We start from the raw sequence: 15,496 nt of genomic DNA on the forward strand, positions 1-15,496 counted from the left end.
CAGATGATCCATTGTCCATTCCACCTTGATTCCCGCGCCGTTGGCGCGCCCCCTTGAACAACATGGGGGCTGTTCTCCAGCAAGGGTTCCGGTGTGAGGCCAACATTGAAAAGGCGCCCATCCGGGCGCCTTTTCTGGTTCGCGAGGTGGCCGGCGGTGTCGGCGCCGGCCAGTGGCCGGCTACTTGCCAACGGCGACCGTGAACACCACGCGGTTGTCAGCCAGCTTGCCGTTGTTGTCGCGACCGGCGCCATCGGTGCCGTGGTACCCCAGGCCCAGGTTGAACAGGCCGAACTGGCGGCTCACGCCGACGTTGAAGTCGGTGTAGTCCTTGCCAAAATCGGTCTCGAGCGAGGTGCGGCCCACGTTCGCGCTCAGGGTGAAATCATTGGGCAGACCCCACTCGCCGCCCACCGCGTAATACCAGCTCTTGGTATCGGACCCGGACAGGTCATCGGTGTAGGCCACCGTCAGCTTGTACTGCTCGGCGAAGGTGGTGGTGGTGATCAGCTCGTTGTAGTTCAGCTCGCTGGCGCCCGGATAGGTGTAGCGGTTGAGCAGCACATCGAAATTGACGCCGTCGGTGACATCCACCCCGTAGCCGATCAGGTAGTCGATCTCGGTGCTTGGGTCGCCCGGCCCGAAGTCCACGCCCGAGCCCCACACGCCCGCATACAGGCCTACCGGCGAGGTATAGGTGAAGCCGGCCTGCAGTGTCGGATCCTCATCGGTCTGGGACACACCACGGAACACGTAGTCCGACACCGCGGTGACGTTCCAGCTGAACGGCGATTCGGCCTCGTCCTGGGCGCTGGCGGCAAACGGGGCAAGCAGGGCGGCGCAGAGCACAACGGCGGTGGTACAGCGCGTGGCGTGGTTCATGCGGGGTCTCTCCAGACGTGGGTGGGGTGGGCGGAACGGCGCGGTTTACAGTTTTTTAACCTGATTGATATTGCGATGCAACAATCACGTCTGCAACCGTCCCCCGGCCTGCCCCGCCCTTCCACCGCCGGCGGCAACCCCGCCGTCGCCCCCGACGGGTAAAATCCCGGGTTTCCCGTGCCGAAGACTGCCTGCCATGACCGACGCCACCACCGCCTCGCTGACCCAGCACTACGTTGAAGAACTGGAGGCGATCCGCGCCCAGGGCCTGTTCAAGTCCGAACGCATCATCACCAGCCCGCAGTCGGCCGAGATCACCTTGGACGACGGCCGTACGGTGCTGAACTTCTGCGCCAACAACTACCTGGGCCTGGCCGACCATCCGGACCTGATCCAGGCCGCCAAGGACGCGCTGGATACCCATGGCTTCGGCATGGCCTCGGTGCGCTTCATCTGCGGCACCCAGGACCTGCACAAGCAGCTGGAAACGCAGATCGCCGATTTCTTCGGCAAGCAGGACACCATCCTGTACGCGGCCTGCTTCGATGCCAACGGTGGCCTGTTCGAGCCGCTGCTGGGCGAGCACGACGCGATCATTTCCGACGCGCTCAACCATGCCTCGATCATCGATGGCGTGCGCCTGTGCAAGGCCAAGCGGTTCCGCTACGCCAACTGCGACATGGCCGATCTGGAAGCCCAGCTGCAGGCCGCCGATGCGGCCGGCTGCAAGACCAAGCTGATCACCACCGATGGCGTGTTCTCGATGGACGGCTTCATCGCCCCGCTGGATGAGATCACCGCACTGGCCAAGAAGTACAACGCACTGGTGCACATCGACGAATGCCATGCCACCGGCTTCCTCGGCGCGACCGGCCGCGGCTCGGCCGAGGTCAAGGGCGTGCTGGAAAAGATCGACATCATCACCGGCACCCTGGGCAAGGCCATGGGCGGTGCGCTGGGCGGCTTCACCTGCGCCAGCGCCGAAGTGATCGAACTGCTGCGCCAGCGCTCGCGCCCGTACCTGTTCTCCAACTCGCTGCCGCCGCACGTGGTCGCCGCCGGCATCAAGGCCTTCCAGATGCTGGCCGCCGCCGATGACCTGCGCGATACCCTGGCGCAGAACACTGCCTACTTCCGCGAGAAGATGACCACTGCTGGTTTCGATGTGAAGCCGGGCGTGCACCCGATCAGCCCGGTGATGCTGTACGACGCGCCGCTGGCGCAGAAGTTCGCCGAGCGCCTGCTCGAAGAAGGGATCTACGCGATCGGCTTCTTCTTCCCGGTGGTGCCCAAGGGGCAGGCCCGCATCCGCACCCAGATCAGCGCCGCGCACACGCGTGCGCACCTGGACCGTGCCATCGATGCCTTCACCCGGATCGGCCTGGAACTGGGCGTGATCAAGGGGTGACCGGACGACGGCGCCCTGCGCGCCGTCCCCACAGAACGCCGGGCAGTGCCCGGCGTTTTTTTATTTTTTCTTTTTCTTCTTGTCCTGGGCCTGTTCCTTGCTGGCCACCACCACCGGTGCGGCGACCGGCCCATCCTGGCCGTTGCCCTTGGCGACGCGGATGCCGTTGGCCTTCATCCACGCATCGAACTCGTCGGCGCTCATGCGCTTGTCGCCATCGCTCATCAGGAAGCGGTAGCTGCCGCGGCCATCCAGCTCGGGGATCTTGATCTCCACCACCTTGTCGGTCACCGGCGGATCCTGTTTGGCGATCTGCTTGTGGCCGCCACAGGCGGTCAGCAGCGCGGCCGGCAACAACAGGCAGGCGCCGCGGAACAGGGAACGGTTGAGGGTACTGACGTGCATGGTCTTACTCCCGGTATTGAACGGAACATCCCTTCGAAGGCCATCCATTGCCCGGGTCGAATGGCCTGCCACATGCCGGCAGGCCACGAGGTCACGGTGTGGCCGCGGCGCTGTCGGCCACGGCGTAAAGCAGCTCCAGATCGTGTGGGCTGAGCTCGCGCCAGGCGCCCTTGCCCAGCTCGCCCAGCGGCAGCTGGCCGATCGCCACGCGCACCAGGCGCAGCACGTTGATGTCGAACGCGGCGAGCAGGCGGCGGATGTGCCGGTTGCGGCCTTCCTCCAGCACCACTTCCAGCCAGGCGGTCTTGTCGCCACTGCGCAGCAGCGTGGCGCGTCGCGCGCGCAGCAGTTCGCCCTCATCCTCGATGCCCGTACACAACGCCTGCAGCTGCGCGGCATCGGGGAGGGCATCGATCTGGACGTGATAGGTCTTGTCCGGGCCGGTGGCCGGATCGGTCAGGCGCGCGGCCCACTGCGGATCATTGCTGAAGAGCAGCAGGCCTTCGCTGGCCTTGTCCAGGCGCCCGACCGGCGCGATCCACGGCAGGCTGGCAGCATCGAAGCAGCGATAAACGGTGTCGCGGCCGCGCTCGTCCTGCGCGGTGGTGACCAGGCCGCGCGGCTTGTTGAGCATCAGGTGCACGCGCTTGGGCGCATCCAGCGGCTGACCATCGACGCGCACGTGATGGCGCCCGTCGATGATCGGAAATTCGGGGTTGTTGATGACACGGCCGTCGACCGTCACCCGGCCATCGGCGATCCAGCGTGCGGCTTCGGTCCGCGAGCACAGCCCGGCCTTGGACAGCACGCGCGCCAGGCCATGGCGCGGTGCGCCCGCAGGGGTGCTGGAGGCGGCGTTGCGGGCAGCTGTTGCAGGGCTCGCACGCCGCTCGGGGCGGCGTGGTCGGGACGCGTTCGCGGCGGGTGGCCGGCGTGTCGTCATCGTGCTCCGCTCAGGCGGCTTACTTCTTGTCCGCCGGCTTGGTCTCAGCCGGTGCTTCGCTGGTGGCGGCCGGCACGGAAGCCGGTACCGGGCGCGCCTTGACCACGCGCACACCGCGCGCTTTCATCCAGGCGTCGAATTCTTCGGCGGTCATGCGCTTGCCGTTCTGGCTCATGTCAAAGCGCCACGGCGTGTTGTCGAACTCGGTCTGCGGCTTGTAGGCCGCCGGATCGTTCGGGTTGATCACCGGTGCGCTGGGAATCGCCTTGGCGATGTTCTGGCAGCCGTCGATGCGCAGGCGCTGCAGCACGCTGTCCAGCGACTGCTCGCGGTCGTAGCTGGAGGTCAGCACGCCGGCGGGCATGCCCAACTGGACGTTGCGGATGTACAGCTCTTCGGCAACCGGTGCGATCGCGGTGGCCGGCAGCGGCAGCGGCGATGCGCTGGCAGGTGCCGAACAGTCCACGGCAGCGTGGGCGGTGGGAACCAGGGCCAGGCCAAGCGCGGCGGCCAGTGCAAAACGCTGCATGGGATGCATCCAGGAAGGGGTCGACGCGGCGAGTTTAACAGCGCCACAACGTCTTTCAAGCGCCACTTTCAATGAATACGGCAACTTATTGGATTTATTGTCGATTTCCAGGATTCGACCCGACTGGATGCGTGACAAGGCGCTTCTCCATCGGCGAGGGCACTTCTTGAAGCGAACGGCGAACTTTTTGACTCTCGGCGGCCAGTGCGTCGAGCGCTGGGCAAAGCCCGTTGGCGCCGCAACGAAAGGCTGGGTTTTAGTGGACTTACAGCACGCCGAGCCTCGTAGCGGCCGGTAGGCCCTTGGGCAAAATCAAGGAGGAGGCCGTCGCCGTCAGGCGGCGGCCGGGGGACATTTGCCAAGGGGCCTACCGGTCGCTACGGGGCGTGACGCGCGCGGAAGGGCCCAACTGTCGAGTTGAGAGAAGACAAAAAAAAACAGGGCCCGGCAATGCCGGGCCCTGCTTAGTGAGACTGTACTACCAGAAGGATTAGTTCTGGACGTTCAGCTCGGTACGGCGGTTCTTGGCGCGGCCTTCCGGGTTATCCGAACCATCCGGGTTGGTGTTCGGCGCAATCGGGCGGCTCTCGCCGTAACCGATCGGACCGACCAGACGCGAAGCGTCAACGCCGTTCTGGGTCAGGTAGTTGTACACCGAGGTAGCACGACGCTCGGACAGCTTCTGGTTGTAAGCGTCGGTACCCTTGGAATCGGTGTGACCGGCCACTTCAACGCGCAGATCCGGGTAACGCTTCAGGATTTCCGAAGCCTCGCTCAGGATCGCAACCGCGTCCGGACGCAGGTTCGACTTATCGAAGTCGAAGTTCACGCCCTTCAGATCGATCGACACCGGGACCGGGCAACCGTCCGGACCGATGGTCTGACCCGGCTGCGAGTTCGGGCACTTGTCGTCGCAGTTGTTGACGCCGTCACCGTCGTCATCCAGATCGGCGCAGCTCGGCGCAACCGGAGCCGGAGCCGGCACGGCAGCAACCGGGGCCGGGCCCAGCGGGATCACGACGCCGACCGAAGCCAGCACGTCGCCGAACCAGTCTTCGCTCGGAGCAGCAATGCTCTGGTCGTCGAAGTCAGCGCGGTAGGCCACTTCGGCACGCACGGCGACGCGCTTTTCGAAGGTGGTCTGCAGGCCGACGCCGACCTTGGCGGCGAAGTTGCCGTCCTTGCGCTCACGCGGACCATTGGTGTTCAGTGCCGGATACTCTTCTTCCGACTTCTGGTAGCCCAGACCCATCAGCAGGTAGGGGTTCCAGCCGCGGCCTTCCTGGATGAAGTGGCGACGCAGGTCGAGCGAGGCGCCGTACTGGCTCCAGTTCAGATCCTGGTTGGCGTCGAAGTTCGGATTCTGGTAGTTCAGCTCGCCATCCAGCGACCAGTTGGGGCTGATGAACTTACCGAGGCCCAGGGTAACGAACGGAGCGTCGTTGGTCAGACGGTCGCTATCCTGGAAGTTGAAGCCGGCCGAACCGGTCAGGTACCAGCGGTCGTCAAAATCCTGCGCCGATGCAGCCTGGGCGAAAGCCAGACCGCCCAGCAGCGCGGCAGTGAGGATCTTCTTGTTCATTGAGTACAGCTCCTATTTCGGGGGTATGAAACCGGTAGAGGCATGGGCCAGCACTACTGCGTCGTTTTCAGACTGCCGATTCAGCACGCCACCGCCGCGAACATTATGCTCAGGCGAGTGAAGGTGATGTTAACAGTCCCGTAACATGTGAAGACGACCGCCAGACCTCTACCGGGTCCAGCTGGTGGCACCCTATACAGGTTGATGAAATTCCGCAAGACCCAGCAATGACAAGGGTTTTGCCTAATTCAGGCGACGTCGCGACACATTTTTCACGTGAGGGTTCAAATGCCGATTGCGCCTTGATTCAGCGCAAAAACAGCGACGTCGTGATCCGTATGATGAGGGTGCCCCCCTCGTTTCCGGAGCCGATATGAAAGCCGTGGGACTGACCCGATATCTGCCGATTGACGACCCCGCCGCACTTCAGGACCTGAGCATTGCGCCACCGGGCGCGCCGCAGGGACGCGACCTGCTGGTGCGAATACAGGCTGTTTCCATCAATCCGGTCGACACCAAACAGCGCGCGCCGCGCCCGCAGCAGGAGAATCCTGCGCGGATCCTGGGGTATGACGCGGCCGGCGTGGTCGAGGCGGTAGGCCCGGAGGTCACCGCGTTCGCCCCCGGCGATGAGGTGTATTACGCGGGCGATGTCACCCGCTCGGGTTGCAATGCGCAGTATCAGTGGGTGGACGAACGCCTGGTCGGGCGCAAACCCACCACGTTGGATTTCGCCGAGGCCGCCGCGTTGCCGTTGACCACGCTGACCGCGTGGGAACTGCTGTTCCAGCGCATGCCGCTGCACCTTGAAGACCGCCGCCATCGCGGGCAGCACCTGTTGATCATCGGCGGTGCCGGCGGCGTCGGTTCGATGGCGACCCAGCTCGCGCGCCATGCCGGCTTCAGCGTGATCGCCACCGCCTCGCGCGAGGAAACCCGTGCGTGGTGCATGCAGATGGGCGCCGACCACGTGATCGATCATCGCCAGCCGCTGGCTGCGCAATTGCAGGCACTGGGCATCGCGCAGGTGCAGGTGGCGCTGAACCTGGCCGACACCGACCAGTACTGGGAGGCGCTGGGCGAGCTGCTGGCCCCGCAGGGACATGTGGGGCTGATCGTTGAACCGCGCGGACCGTTGCGCATCGGCGATCCGTACAAAGCCAAATGCATCGGCATCCATTGGGAGTTCATGTTTGCCCGGTCGCGCTTCCAGACCGAGGACATGATCGAACAGCACCGCATTCTGAGCCGAGCCGCCAGCCTGATCGACGCGGGCGAACTGCGCACGACCGCGCATACGCATCTGGGCTCGATCACCGCAGCGAACCTGCGTGAGGCACATCGCCAGCTGGAAGGCGGCGGCGTGATCGGCAAACTGGTGCTGTCCGGCTGGGACTGACGCGCGCGGCAATGTGTCTGCGCAGATTCGCGCGTATCTGTATCTGTCGGCGGTGCGAAGGGCCCCCTACAGTCAGTGGCCCTTCCGGTGAAACCGACATGCCCACGTCCCTGCCCCTGCGCCTGCTGCAACTCCTGCTTGGTCTGTTCCTGTATGGCTTCGGCGCGGCGGTGATGATCCGCGCGGCGATCGGCGTGGCGCCCTGGGATGTGCTGTCACAGGGCATCGCGCTGCAGACGCCGCTGTCCTTCGGCGTGGCCACCAACGTGATCGGCGCGCTGGTGTTGCTGCTGTGGTGGCCGATACGGCAGAAACCCGGCCTGGGCACCGTGCTCAACGTGCTGCTGATCGGCCCAAGCGCGCAGTTCGGGCTGTGGCTGCTGCCGCAGGTGCAGGGACTGGCCTGGCAGATCCCGATGTTCATCTGCGGCCTGCTGCTGGTCGCGCTGGCTACCGGCCTGTACATCGGCGCACGCTTCGGGCCCGGCCCGCGCGATGGCCTGATGACTGGCCTGCACGCCCGCACCGGCTGGCCGATCTGGATCGTGCGCAGCGCGATCGAAGGCACCGTGCTGCTGATCGGCTGGTGGCTCGGCGGCAATGTCGGCGTGGGCACGCTCGCCTTCGCGCTGCTGATCGGCCCGCTGTGCGGGGTTACCCTGCCGCTGTTCGGCATCCGCAAGCCCGCCCCGGCCGCCGTCGCGCCATAACAGCGCCGGTGCCGGACCGGCGATCGGCACCGGCCGGGGCGCCTGCGCTTGCTCTTCAGAGGCATTCGCGGCACCCTGCGGGCTTCCGTACGCAAGCGTATCCACATGTCGCCAGCCGCCGAATCCACCGCCTACCCGCATCTGTTCACCCCGCTCGACCTGGGCTTCACCCAGCTGCGCAACCGGGTCCTGATGGGGTCCATGCACACCGGCCTGGAAGATCGTGCGCGCGATTTCCCGCGCTTGGCGGCCTATTTCGCCGAGCGTGCCGCCGGCGGCGTCGGGCTGATCGTCACCGGCGGCTTCGCGCCCAACGTGGTCGGCTGGCTCAAGCCGTTCGGTGGCAAGCTGTCCTGGCCGTGGGAAGTGCGACCGCATCGCCAGGTCACCCGGGCCGTGCACGACAACGGCAGCAAGATCTGCCTGCAGCTGCTGCATGCCGGCCGCTACGCCTACCACCCCCTCTCGGTGGCCCCCTCCAAGCTGAAGGCCCCGATCAACCCGTTCACTCCGCGGGCGCTGTCCGCGCGCGGGGTGGAGCGCCACATCGCTGATTACGCGCGCAGCGCGCGGCTGGCCCGCGAGGCCGGCTACGACGGCGTCGAGGTGATGGGTTCGGAAGGCTATCTGATCAATGAGTTCATCGCCCCGCGTACCAACCAGCGCACCGACCGCTGGGGCGGCGACGCGGCACAGCGCATGCGCTTCGCCGTCGAGATCGTGCGCCGCATCCGCGAGGCCTGCGGGCCGGACTTCATCATCATCTACCGGCTCTCGCTGGTGGATCTGGTGCCCGACGGCAGCAACTGGGCCGAGATCGTGCAGCAGGCGCAGGCGATCGAGGCGGCGGGCGCCACGCTGATCAATTCGGGCATCGGCTGGCACGAGGCGCGCATCCCGACCATCGCGACCTCGGTACCACGCGGCGCCTTTGCCGGGGTCACCGCCAAGCTCAAGCCGCATGTCCGCGTGCCGGTGATCGCGACCAACCGCATCAACATGCCCGACGTGGCCGAACGCATCCTTGCTGCGGGCGGGGCCGATATGGTGTCGCTGGCGCGGCCGCTGCTGGCCGACCCGCAGTGGGCCAACAAGTCACGCGCCGGGCGTCCGGAGGCGATCAACACCTGCATCGCCTGCAACCAGGCCTGTCTGGACCACGTGTTCGAGAACAAGACCGCCAGCTGCCTGGTCAACCCGCGCGCCGTGCACGAGACCGAGCTGGTCTACCACCCGACCACCGCCCCGCGCCGGATCGCCGTGGTCGGTGCCGGGCCGGCCGGGCTGGCCTGCGCGACCGTGGCTGCCGAGCGTGGCCACGCGGTGACGCTGTTCGACGCCGGCAGCGAGATCGGCGGGCAGTTCAATGTCGCCAAGCGCATCCCGGGCAAGGAAGAATTCCACGAGACGCTGCGCTATTTCCGCCACAAGCTGGGCGAGACCGGTGTCGAGGTGAAGCTGGATACCGTGGCCGACGTGGCCGCGCTGGCCGGTTTCGACGCGGTGGTGATCGCCACCGGCATCACCCCGCGCCGAGTGGATTTCCCCGGCGCCGACCACCCCAAGGTGGTCACCTACCTGGATGTGCTGCTCGGCAGGGTCCAGGTGGGCGAGCAGGTCGCGATCATCGGCGCCGGCGGGATCGGCTTCGATGTCGGCGAGTTCCTGGTCCACCAGGGGCCCTCCTCCGCGCTGGACCCGGCACGCTGGATGGCCGAGTGGGGCGTGGACCCCAGCTTCGAGGGCCGGGGCGCGCTGGCCAAACCGGCACCTGAAGCACCCGCGCGCAAGGTCTGGCTGCTGCAGCGCAGCCCGGGCAAGCCCGGCGCCCGGCTGGGCAAGACCACCGGCTGGATCCACCGCGCCACGCTCAAGGCCAAGGGCGTGAGCATGCTGGGTGGCGTGACGTACCTGGGCGTGGATGACAGCGGCCTGCGTATCGGCGTGGACGGCCAGGAACAGCTGCTGCCGGTGAGCCATGTGGTGGTCTGCGCCGGCCAGGAACCGCGCCGTGATCTGCACGCCGCGCTGCAGGCCGCCGGCATCCATGCGCAGCTGATCGGCGGTGCGGACGTGGCCGCCGAACTCGACGCCAAGCGCGCGATCGATCAGGGCAGCCGGGTCGCGGCCGCGCTCTGATCCGGGTCGAAACCGACCTGAATACGGGGCTGAACGGCCGATTCAGCCCCACCTCCTAACCTGAATGTCAAGCGTTCGGGTTCAGGATGTATTGGGAAATCCCCCCCTATCGTGCGCCAACTTTCCCGCTCACCACCCAGTTCGAGTGAGCGCGCGGACCCCACGTCTATTCGGGTCCGCCCCCGGGCGGCCCCGATGGCCGCCTCCCCATGACGCCAAGTCGTACCCACGCCCCGTCCGCATGATCGGATGGAACAGCCAGGTGCGGCCTACACGGAGCAAGGAGATTTATGAAACTGGCCTGGATTCTCTGGCTGTCACAGTTGTTGCCGCAGCCTGCCGCCGATTCGTTGTGCCTGAGCACGACCGTCTACCTCGAAGCGCGTGACCAGACCCTGCGCGGCCAGCAAGCCGTCGCGGAAGTGGCCCTGCGCCGCCTGGACAGCGGCCTGTGGGGCGACTCGATGTGCCAGGTGGTGACCGCCCGCAAGCAGTTCGCCCCAACCATCGTGGCGCCCGGCACCCAGCTCGGCAACGCCGATGCCTGGCAGGAAGCGATGACCGTGGCCTTCGATGCCGAGCGCAACTGGGCCCTGCCGGCCGGTGAGCGCAAGGAGATCGTCCCGGGTGCGAGCCACTTCGCCGCCCTGGCAATCGCCAACCCGAGCTGGCGCAACGCCTACCAGGTGGCCACCATTGGCGATCACACCTTCTACCGCGTGCAGAAACTCAAGCCGCGCGCGTCGTAACGATCTGTTACGGCCATACCGTTGAGGATGCGAGGCCGGCTCTGGAATAGTGGGCGGCTCACCTTCCACCCATCCGCAACGGAGTTCCCATGAAGCTGTACAGCAAGCCCGGAGCCTGCTCCACCGCCGATCACATCGCACTGCAGTGGACCGGCCAGCCGTTCGAGGTGGAACTGCTCGACAAGGACACCCTGAAGGCCCCCGCCTTCCTGGCCATCAATCCGGCCGGTTCGGTCCCGGTGGTGGTCGACGGCGATTTCGTGCTGACCCAGAACGCGGCCATCCTGGGCTACATCGCCGATACCTATCCGCAGGCCGGCCTGACCGGTGACGGCAGCCCCAAGCAGCGCGCCGAAGCCACCCGTTGGCTGTCCTTCGTCAATTCGGACCTGCACCCGGCATTCAAGCCGCTGTTCGGGCCGGCCACCTTCATCGAAGACGACACCCAGTACGACGCGCTCCGCGCCACCGCCCGCAAGCGCCTGCGTGGCCTGTTCGAGCGCGCCGATGCGCAGCTGGCCGACCGCCCCTGGCTGGCCGGGTTCCGCAGCTTCGCCGACCCGTACTTCTACATCACCCTGCGCTGGGCCGCGGGCGCGAAGATCGACCTGAGCGGCCTGGACAACATCGCTGCCTTCAAGCAGCGGATGGACGCCGATGCCGGCGTGCAGGCGGTACTGAAGGCCGAAGGCCTGAGCTGACCGGTGCGGCTGACGTAGACGGATAAGAAGAAGCCCGGCAGTGCCGGGCTTTTTCGTTTCCAGCGCGTGCGAGGTCATCAGCCAACGACCTCGACCACAGTGCCCTCGGCATCGCGCAGTTCGCTCGGCTCCACCACCACCTGCAGCGCCGGCCAACCCGGGATCGCATAGGTGCCACGGCGGGGCATGACCGTGGCGACCAGCGCCTGCACCGTGGCCGGTGCCAGCTGGCAGTCCAGCGCATCACCCTCGACCACCAGCGCATTGGCGGCCGCCGGCGACAGCGTGATCTGCCGATCGTTGCCGACCAGCGTCAATGGCTGGCCGAACAGCAACCGCGCCGGCAACAACGCGAGCAGCGATTCCACCTGGCGCGCGCCCAGCGTCACGGTCAACTGCTGCCCTGCGCCCTCGCCCTGCACCGACCCGCCCAGCTTTTCCAGGAACAGATAGGCCGTCTGCGAGCCCTCGCGTGCCGCACCCTCGGCCACGGCGGCCGCCAGTGCGGGATCGTCCAGCAGCGAGCCACGCGCGATATCGGTGATCCACAGCGGCATCTTCGGCAGCAGCGCCTCGAGCACGCCGGTGGTCGACCAGCGCTTCACCGCCTCCATCTCGTCATCGGTCAGCCCGATCACCTGCAGGAACGCCAGCGAACCGTTGGGCGTCTCGCGCGGCGGCAGCTGCGGGTCGCGCATGAAGGCGACGTGCCGCAGTGGCGTATCGGTGTCGGCGGCGATCGGCCCGCCCGCATTGAGGTAGTGGCCCTGCTGGAACACCTTGCCGTTGGCGAACACGTAGCGCGCCAGGTTCTGCAGGAAATTCATCGCCCACGGCGGTGGCTCGCTGCCTGCCGCAGCGGCAACCCGGACGCTCAGCTCGAAGCCGTAGCCACTGGTGGCCGGATCATCGCTCTCTTTTTCATACAGCTCGGAGAAGCCATAGCTGACGAAGTGCCAGTGCGGCAGCGGCGCATCGTTCCAATATGCGCTGATGCCGTCCAGCGGGTCCTCGCCACCCAGCAGCGAACGCAGCACCGGGCCGTAATGCTGCGGCGCCTGCGTGGGATACACCGCCTTCAACGCGGCATCGATGGCATCCCACCCGGGGCGCCGTCGTCCTCGATCTCATCCACCATCGCCATCCTCCCGCACACGAAACAGCACGCATTCTAAACAGCGTGCTGCCTGGCTGCCGTCGACGTATCGCCTCAGGCGATCACGACCTCGGTGTGCAGCAGCGCGTGCGTTTCTTCCAGCCAGCGGTTGGCCAGTGCCGGGCTTTTCGCCTTGCTGATCGCAGCGGCCAGGTCCGGCCACAGCTTTTCCAGGCCGCCGGCATCGGTGCAGCGCTCGACTTTCAACTGCATGAAATACCCCTTCAGACCGAGATGCCTGCGCACCGATTCGCTCATCCAGTCATACAGCCGCTTGTACAGCTCCGGATCCTGCTCGCGCCCGGCGGTCAGCGCTGCAGCAATGACCGGTGCGGCACTCCCGCCGACGATCTCGATCAACCCCAATGCCGACAGCTGCGCCAGCGCATCGTCCGGTGCGCGCAGGCCCGGCAACAACGCGGTCAACGCGGCGTCATCGCGCTGACCATCGACCATCAGCAGCATGGACCGCAGCGCAGGCGGCAAGCGCCGCGCACGGTCCTCGATTTCCTGACGGCCAGCGGCCGTCTTGGCCTGGATATACGCCATGTGTTCCCCCTTCACGTGGTGCCCTATCACACGCGTCGGCCGGCCGTTCGCCGCTACCTGCGCGCCCCCTGTGATCTTCCAGGCCATCAATGTCCGGCGGCCGCCCCAGGCGCGCCGTATCCCCAGCGCGCGCGTGCCGCCGGCAAGACCCGCAACGATCACGTCCGCAGCTTACCCGAGCGTTCGTGTCGCCGGTAATGCGCTGCAGCATCGTGCGGGGGGCCTACCGGGTCAGCTCCCCAGCGCGCGCCGGATCTCGTCCAAGGCCGCCGGGTCGTCCAGGGTCGACAGATCCCCTGGATCACGCTCCTCCGCCAGCGCCTGCAGCGAGCGTCGCAGCAGCTTGCCCGAACGCGTCTTGGGCAGCGCGTTGACGATATGGATGTGCGCCGGCCGTGCGACCGCGCCCAGGGTGTTGGTCACCCGCTGCATCATCTCGGCCGCGACGGCACTGCCATCGCCCTGCATGGCCTGCTTGAGGGTGACGAACACCAGCGGCACCTGGCCCTTGAGTTCATCCTTGACCCCGATCACGGCGGCCTCGGCCACCAGCGGATGGCCGGCGATGCATTCTTCGATCTCGCGCGTGCCCAGGCGGTGCCCGGCCACGTTGATGACATCGTCGGTGCGGCCGAGGATGAAGGTGTAGCCGTCTTCGTCCTGGATCGCCCAGTCCAGCGAGCTGTACAGCAGTTCCTTGAAGTGGCTGAAGTAGCTCTGGATGAAGCGCGCGTCGTCCTTCCAGACCGTGGTCATGCAGCCCGGCGGCAGCGGCGGGATCATCACCAGCACGCCCTTCTGCCCCGGCGCGACGGTCTCGCCGGTGTTCTCGTCGATCACCTTCATCCGGTAGCCGAGGTTCGGAAAACCGGGCGAGCCGAAGCGCACCGGTTTCATGTCCACGCCCGGCAGCAGGGTCAGTGCCGGCCAGCCGGTTTCGGTCTGCCAGTAGTTGTCGATGATCGGCTTGCCGAGTGCGTCGTTGATCCAGTGCGCGGTCGGCTCGTCGAGCGGTTCGCCGGCGAGGAAGACGTACTTCAATGCTTCCAGATCGTGGCGGCGGATGAAATCGGCGTCGTGTTTCTTGAGCACGCGGATCGCGGTCGGCGAGGAGAACAGCGTGCGCACGCCGTACTGTTCGCACAGCGCCCACCAGATGCCCGGGTCCGGGTGGGTCGGCAGCCCTTCATAGAGCAACGAGGTGCAGCCGCCGATCAGCGGGCCGTACACGTTGTAGGAATGCCCGACCGCCCAGCCCACATCCGAGGTGGAGAACATCACCTGGCCGGGCTTGCAGTCGAACACCGTCTCCATCGACTGCGCCATCGCGACTGCGTAGCCGCCGACATCACGCTGCACGCCCTTCGGCTTGCCGGTGGTGCCGGAGGTGTAGAGCAGATAGCTCGGCTCGCTGGATTCCAGCCACACCACCGGTACATCCTGGTCACCTACCTCGGCACGCAGCGTGGCGTAATCGACGTCACGACCGGGCACCTTCGGCTCGGCCGGGTCCAGCCCGCGTGAGACGATCAATACATGCGGTGGCGGCGAGGCGGCTTCGGCGCAGGCGGCATCGACCATCGCCTTGTACGGAATCACTTTGCCACCGCGCTTGCCGGCGTCGGCGGCGATCAACAGCTTCGGTTCGGCGTCATCGATGCGCAGTGCCAGGTTGTGCGCGGCGAAACCGCCGAACACCACCGAGTGGATCGCCCCGATGCGTGCACACGCCAGCATCGCGAACACCGCTTCGGCCATGTTCGGCATGTAGATCACCACGCGGTCGCCACGCTGTACGTCCAGCCGCTGCAGCACGGCGGCGAAGGCATTCACTTCGCGGTGCAGTTCGCGGTAGGTGATCTCGCGGGTAACGCCGGTTTCGCTGGAGATGGCGACGAGGGCGAGCTGATCGGGACGGTCGACCAGATGACGGTCCACCGCGTTGTAGCAGAGGTTGGTTTCCCCGCCGACGAACCAGCGCCGGAACGGCGGATTGCTGTAGTCGAGGATCTGCTGCGGCGGGGTATGCCAATAGATGCGATGGGCCTCTTCGCCCCAGAACGCCTCGGGTTCATCGACCGAACGTCGATAGACATCTTCGTAACGCATGACGGCCCTCCCAGACAAAGTCATGGGATCGAGCATAGTCCGATGGTGAGGCGCGGGCCGTCCGACCTTGGTCGTAGGGCCGATCGGTGGGTCGGGCGCTGGGCCCCCCGTACCCTTGTAGGCGAAATAAAGGAGGAGGGGGCGGCCGAAGGCCGACGCCGGGGGACATTCGCCGGAAAGGGTATGGGGGCCCAGCGCCCGACCCACCGACCGCCGCGCGGAAAAGACTCAGTAC

The 15,496-nt window shown here is 66.4% G+C and carries 14 protein-coding genes; 6 read left to right on the plus strand and 8 right to left on the minus strand.

Going from position 1 to position 15,496, the window contains the following annotated elements; translation table 11 throughout:
- Positions 1–180: 180 nt before the first annotated feature.
- Positions 181–882, minus strand: coding sequence for a TorF family putative porin (locus ACW6W5_RS05010; RefSeq protein ID WP_152154341.1), 702 nt, complete (start codon positions 880–882; stop codon positions 181–183).
- A 196-nt stretch (positions 883–1,078) separates the two neighbouring features.
- Between ACW6W5_RS05010 and kbl the strand changes: the two genes are divergently transcribed.
- On the plus strand, positions 1,079–2,290 hold the full coding sequence (gene kbl / locus ACW6W5_RS05015) for a glycine C-acetyltransferase (RefSeq protein ID WP_121042927.1): 1,212 nt from the start codon (positions 1,079–1,081) through the stop codon (positions 2,288–2,290).
- A 60-nt stretch (positions 2,291–2,350) separates the two neighbouring features.
- Here kbl and ACW6W5_RS05020 read toward each other — a convergent pair whose 3' ends face one another.
- The 4 genes from ACW6W5_RS05020 to ACW6W5_RS05035 form a co-directional block, all read right to left on the minus strand.
- Positions 2,351–2,695: a hypothetical protein gene (locus ACW6W5_RS05020; protein WP_121042925.1), complete on the minus strand. Its 345-nt coding sequence runs from the start codon at positions 2,693–2,695 to the stop codon at positions 2,351–2,353.
- Positions 2,696–2,786: 91 nt separating this feature from the next.
- Positions 2,787–3,638 carry a pseudouridine synthase gene (locus tag ACW6W5_RS05025; RefSeq protein ID WP_121042923.1) on the minus strand — a complete coding sequence of 284 codons (852 nt, stop codon included), beginning with the start codon at positions 3,636–3,638 and terminating at the stop codon, positions 2,787–2,789.
- Between the two features lie 19 nt (positions 3,639–3,657).
- Positions 3,658–4,167 (minus strand): HAD family hydrolase, encoded by a 510-nt coding sequence (locus tag ACW6W5_RS05030; RefSeq protein ID WP_152154339.1) that lies wholly within the window; start codon positions 4,165–4,167, stop codon positions 3,658–3,660.
- 490 nt (positions 4,168–4,657) lie between these two features.
- Positions 4,658–5,749 carry an OmpA family protein gene (locus ACW6W5_RS05035; RefSeq protein WP_121042919.1) on the minus strand — a complete coding sequence of 364 codons (1,092 nt, stop codon included), beginning with the start codon at positions 5,747–5,749 and terminating at the stop codon, positions 4,658–4,660.
- A 373-nt stretch (positions 5,750–6,122) separates the two neighbouring features.
- Here ACW6W5_RS05035 and ACW6W5_RS05040 point away from each other — a divergent pair, with 373 nt between their 5' ends.
- The 5 genes from ACW6W5_RS05040 to ACW6W5_RS05060 all read left to right on the plus strand — a co-directional run bounded on the left by ACW6W5_RS05040 (position 6,123) and on the right by ACW6W5_RS05060 (position 11,447).
- Positions 6,123–7,148 carry a zinc-binding alcohol dehydrogenase family protein gene (locus ACW6W5_RS05040; protein WP_152154338.1) on the plus strand — a complete coding sequence of 342 codons (1,026 nt, stop codon included), beginning with the start codon at positions 6,123–6,125 and terminating at the stop codon, positions 7,146–7,148.
- Between the two features lie 98 nt (positions 7,149–7,246).
- Complete coding sequence (gene yczE, locus ACW6W5_RS05045; protein ID WP_121042915.1) at positions 7,247–7,858, plus strand: membrane protein YczE; 612 nt, start codon at positions 7,247–7,249, stop codon at positions 7,856–7,858.
- A 105-nt stretch (positions 7,859–7,963) separates the two neighbouring features.
- Positions 7,964–9,997, plus strand: coding sequence for an NADPH-dependent 2,4-dienoyl-CoA reductase (locus ACW6W5_RS05050; protein WP_152154336.1), 2,034 nt, complete (start codon positions 7,964–7,966; stop codon positions 9,995–9,997).
- A gap of 290 nt (positions 9,998–10,287) precedes the next feature.
- Positions 10,288–10,746: a cell wall hydrolase gene (locus tag ACW6W5_RS05055; RefSeq protein ID WP_088435200.1), complete on the plus strand. Its 459-nt coding sequence runs from the start codon at positions 10,288–10,290 to the stop codon at positions 10,744–10,746.
- 89 nt (positions 10,747–10,835) lie between these two features.
- A complete protein-coding gene (locus ACW6W5_RS05060) occupies positions 10,836–11,447 on the plus strand; it encodes a glutathione S-transferase family protein (protein WP_121042912.1) in 612 nt (203 codons plus the stop codon).
- A 77-nt stretch (positions 11,448–11,524) separates the two neighbouring features.
- Here ACW6W5_RS05060 and ACW6W5_RS05065 read toward each other — a convergent pair whose 3' ends face one another.
- From ACW6W5_RS05065 to prpE, 3 genes are all read right to left on the minus strand, one after another.
- A complete protein-coding gene (locus ACW6W5_RS05065) occupies positions 11,525–12,520 on the minus strand; it encodes a suppressor of fused domain protein (protein WP_226956717.1) in 996 nt (331 codons plus the stop codon).
- Between the two features lie 137 nt (positions 12,521–12,657).
- On the minus strand, positions 12,658–13,152 hold the full coding sequence (locus tag ACW6W5_RS05070; protein WP_152154332.1) for a hypothetical protein: 495 nt from the start codon (positions 13,150–13,152) through the stop codon (positions 12,658–12,660).
- Between the two features lie 231 nt (positions 13,153–13,383).
- Positions 13,384–15,261, minus strand: coding sequence for a propionate--CoA ligase (prpE, locus tag ACW6W5_RS05075; protein WP_152154330.1), 1,878 nt, complete (start codon positions 15,259–15,261; stop codon positions 13,384–13,386).
- Positions 15,262–15,496: the final 235 nt, after the last annotated feature.

The organism is Stenotrophomonas sp. IS26, assembly GCF_054188265.1.

Bases quoted from the DNA above. Each gene is read 5' to 3' on its own strand.
- ACW6W5_RS05010 (WP_152154341.1), bottom strand. From the start codon at position 882: ATGAACCACGCCACGCGCTGTACCACCGCCGTTGTGCTCTGCGCCGCC.
- kbl (WP_121042927.1), top strand. From the start codon at position 1,079: ATGACCGACGCCACCACCGCCTCGCTGACCCAGCACTACGTTGAAGAA.
- ACW6W5_RS05020 (WP_121042925.1), bottom strand. From the start codon at position 2,695: ATGCACGTCAGTACCCTCAACCGTTCCCTGTTCCGCGGCGCCTGCCTG.
- ACW6W5_RS05025 (WP_121042923.1), bottom strand. From the start codon at position 3,638: ATGACGACACGCCGGCCACCCGCCGCGAACGCGTCCCGACCACGCCGC.
- ACW6W5_RS05030 (WP_152154339.1), bottom strand. From the start codon at position 4,167: ATGCAGCGTTTTGCACTGGCCGCCGCGCTTGGCCTGGCCCTGGTTCCC.
- ACW6W5_RS05035 (WP_121042919.1), bottom strand. From the start codon at position 5,749: ATGAACAAGAAGATCCTCACTGCCGCGCTGCTGGGCGGTCTGGCTTTC.
- ACW6W5_RS05040 (WP_152154338.1), top strand. From the start codon at position 6,123: ATGAAAGCCGTGGGACTGACCCGATATCTGCCGATTGACGACCCCGCC.
- yczE (WP_121042915.1), top strand. From the start codon at position 7,247: ATGCCCACGTCCCTGCCCCTGCGCCTGCTGCAACTCCTGCTTGGTCTG.
- ACW6W5_RS05050 (WP_152154336.1), top strand. From the start codon at position 7,964: ATGTCGCCAGCCGCCGAATCCACCGCCTACCCGCATCTGTTCACCCCG.
- ACW6W5_RS05055 (WP_088435200.1), top strand. From the start codon at position 10,288: ATGAAACTGGCCTGGATTCTCTGGCTGTCACAGTTGTTGCCGCAGCCT.
- ACW6W5_RS05060 (WP_121042912.1), top strand. From the start codon at position 10,836: ATGAAGCTGTACAGCAAGCCCGGAGCCTGCTCCACCGCCGATCACATC.
- ACW6W5_RS05070 (WP_152154332.1), bottom strand. From the start codon at position 13,152: ATGGCGTATATCCAGGCCAAGACGGCCGCTGGCCGTCAGGAAATCGAG.
- prpE (WP_152154330.1), bottom strand. From the start codon at position 15,261: ATGCGTTACGAAGATGTCTATCGACGTTCGGTCGATGAACCCGAGGCG.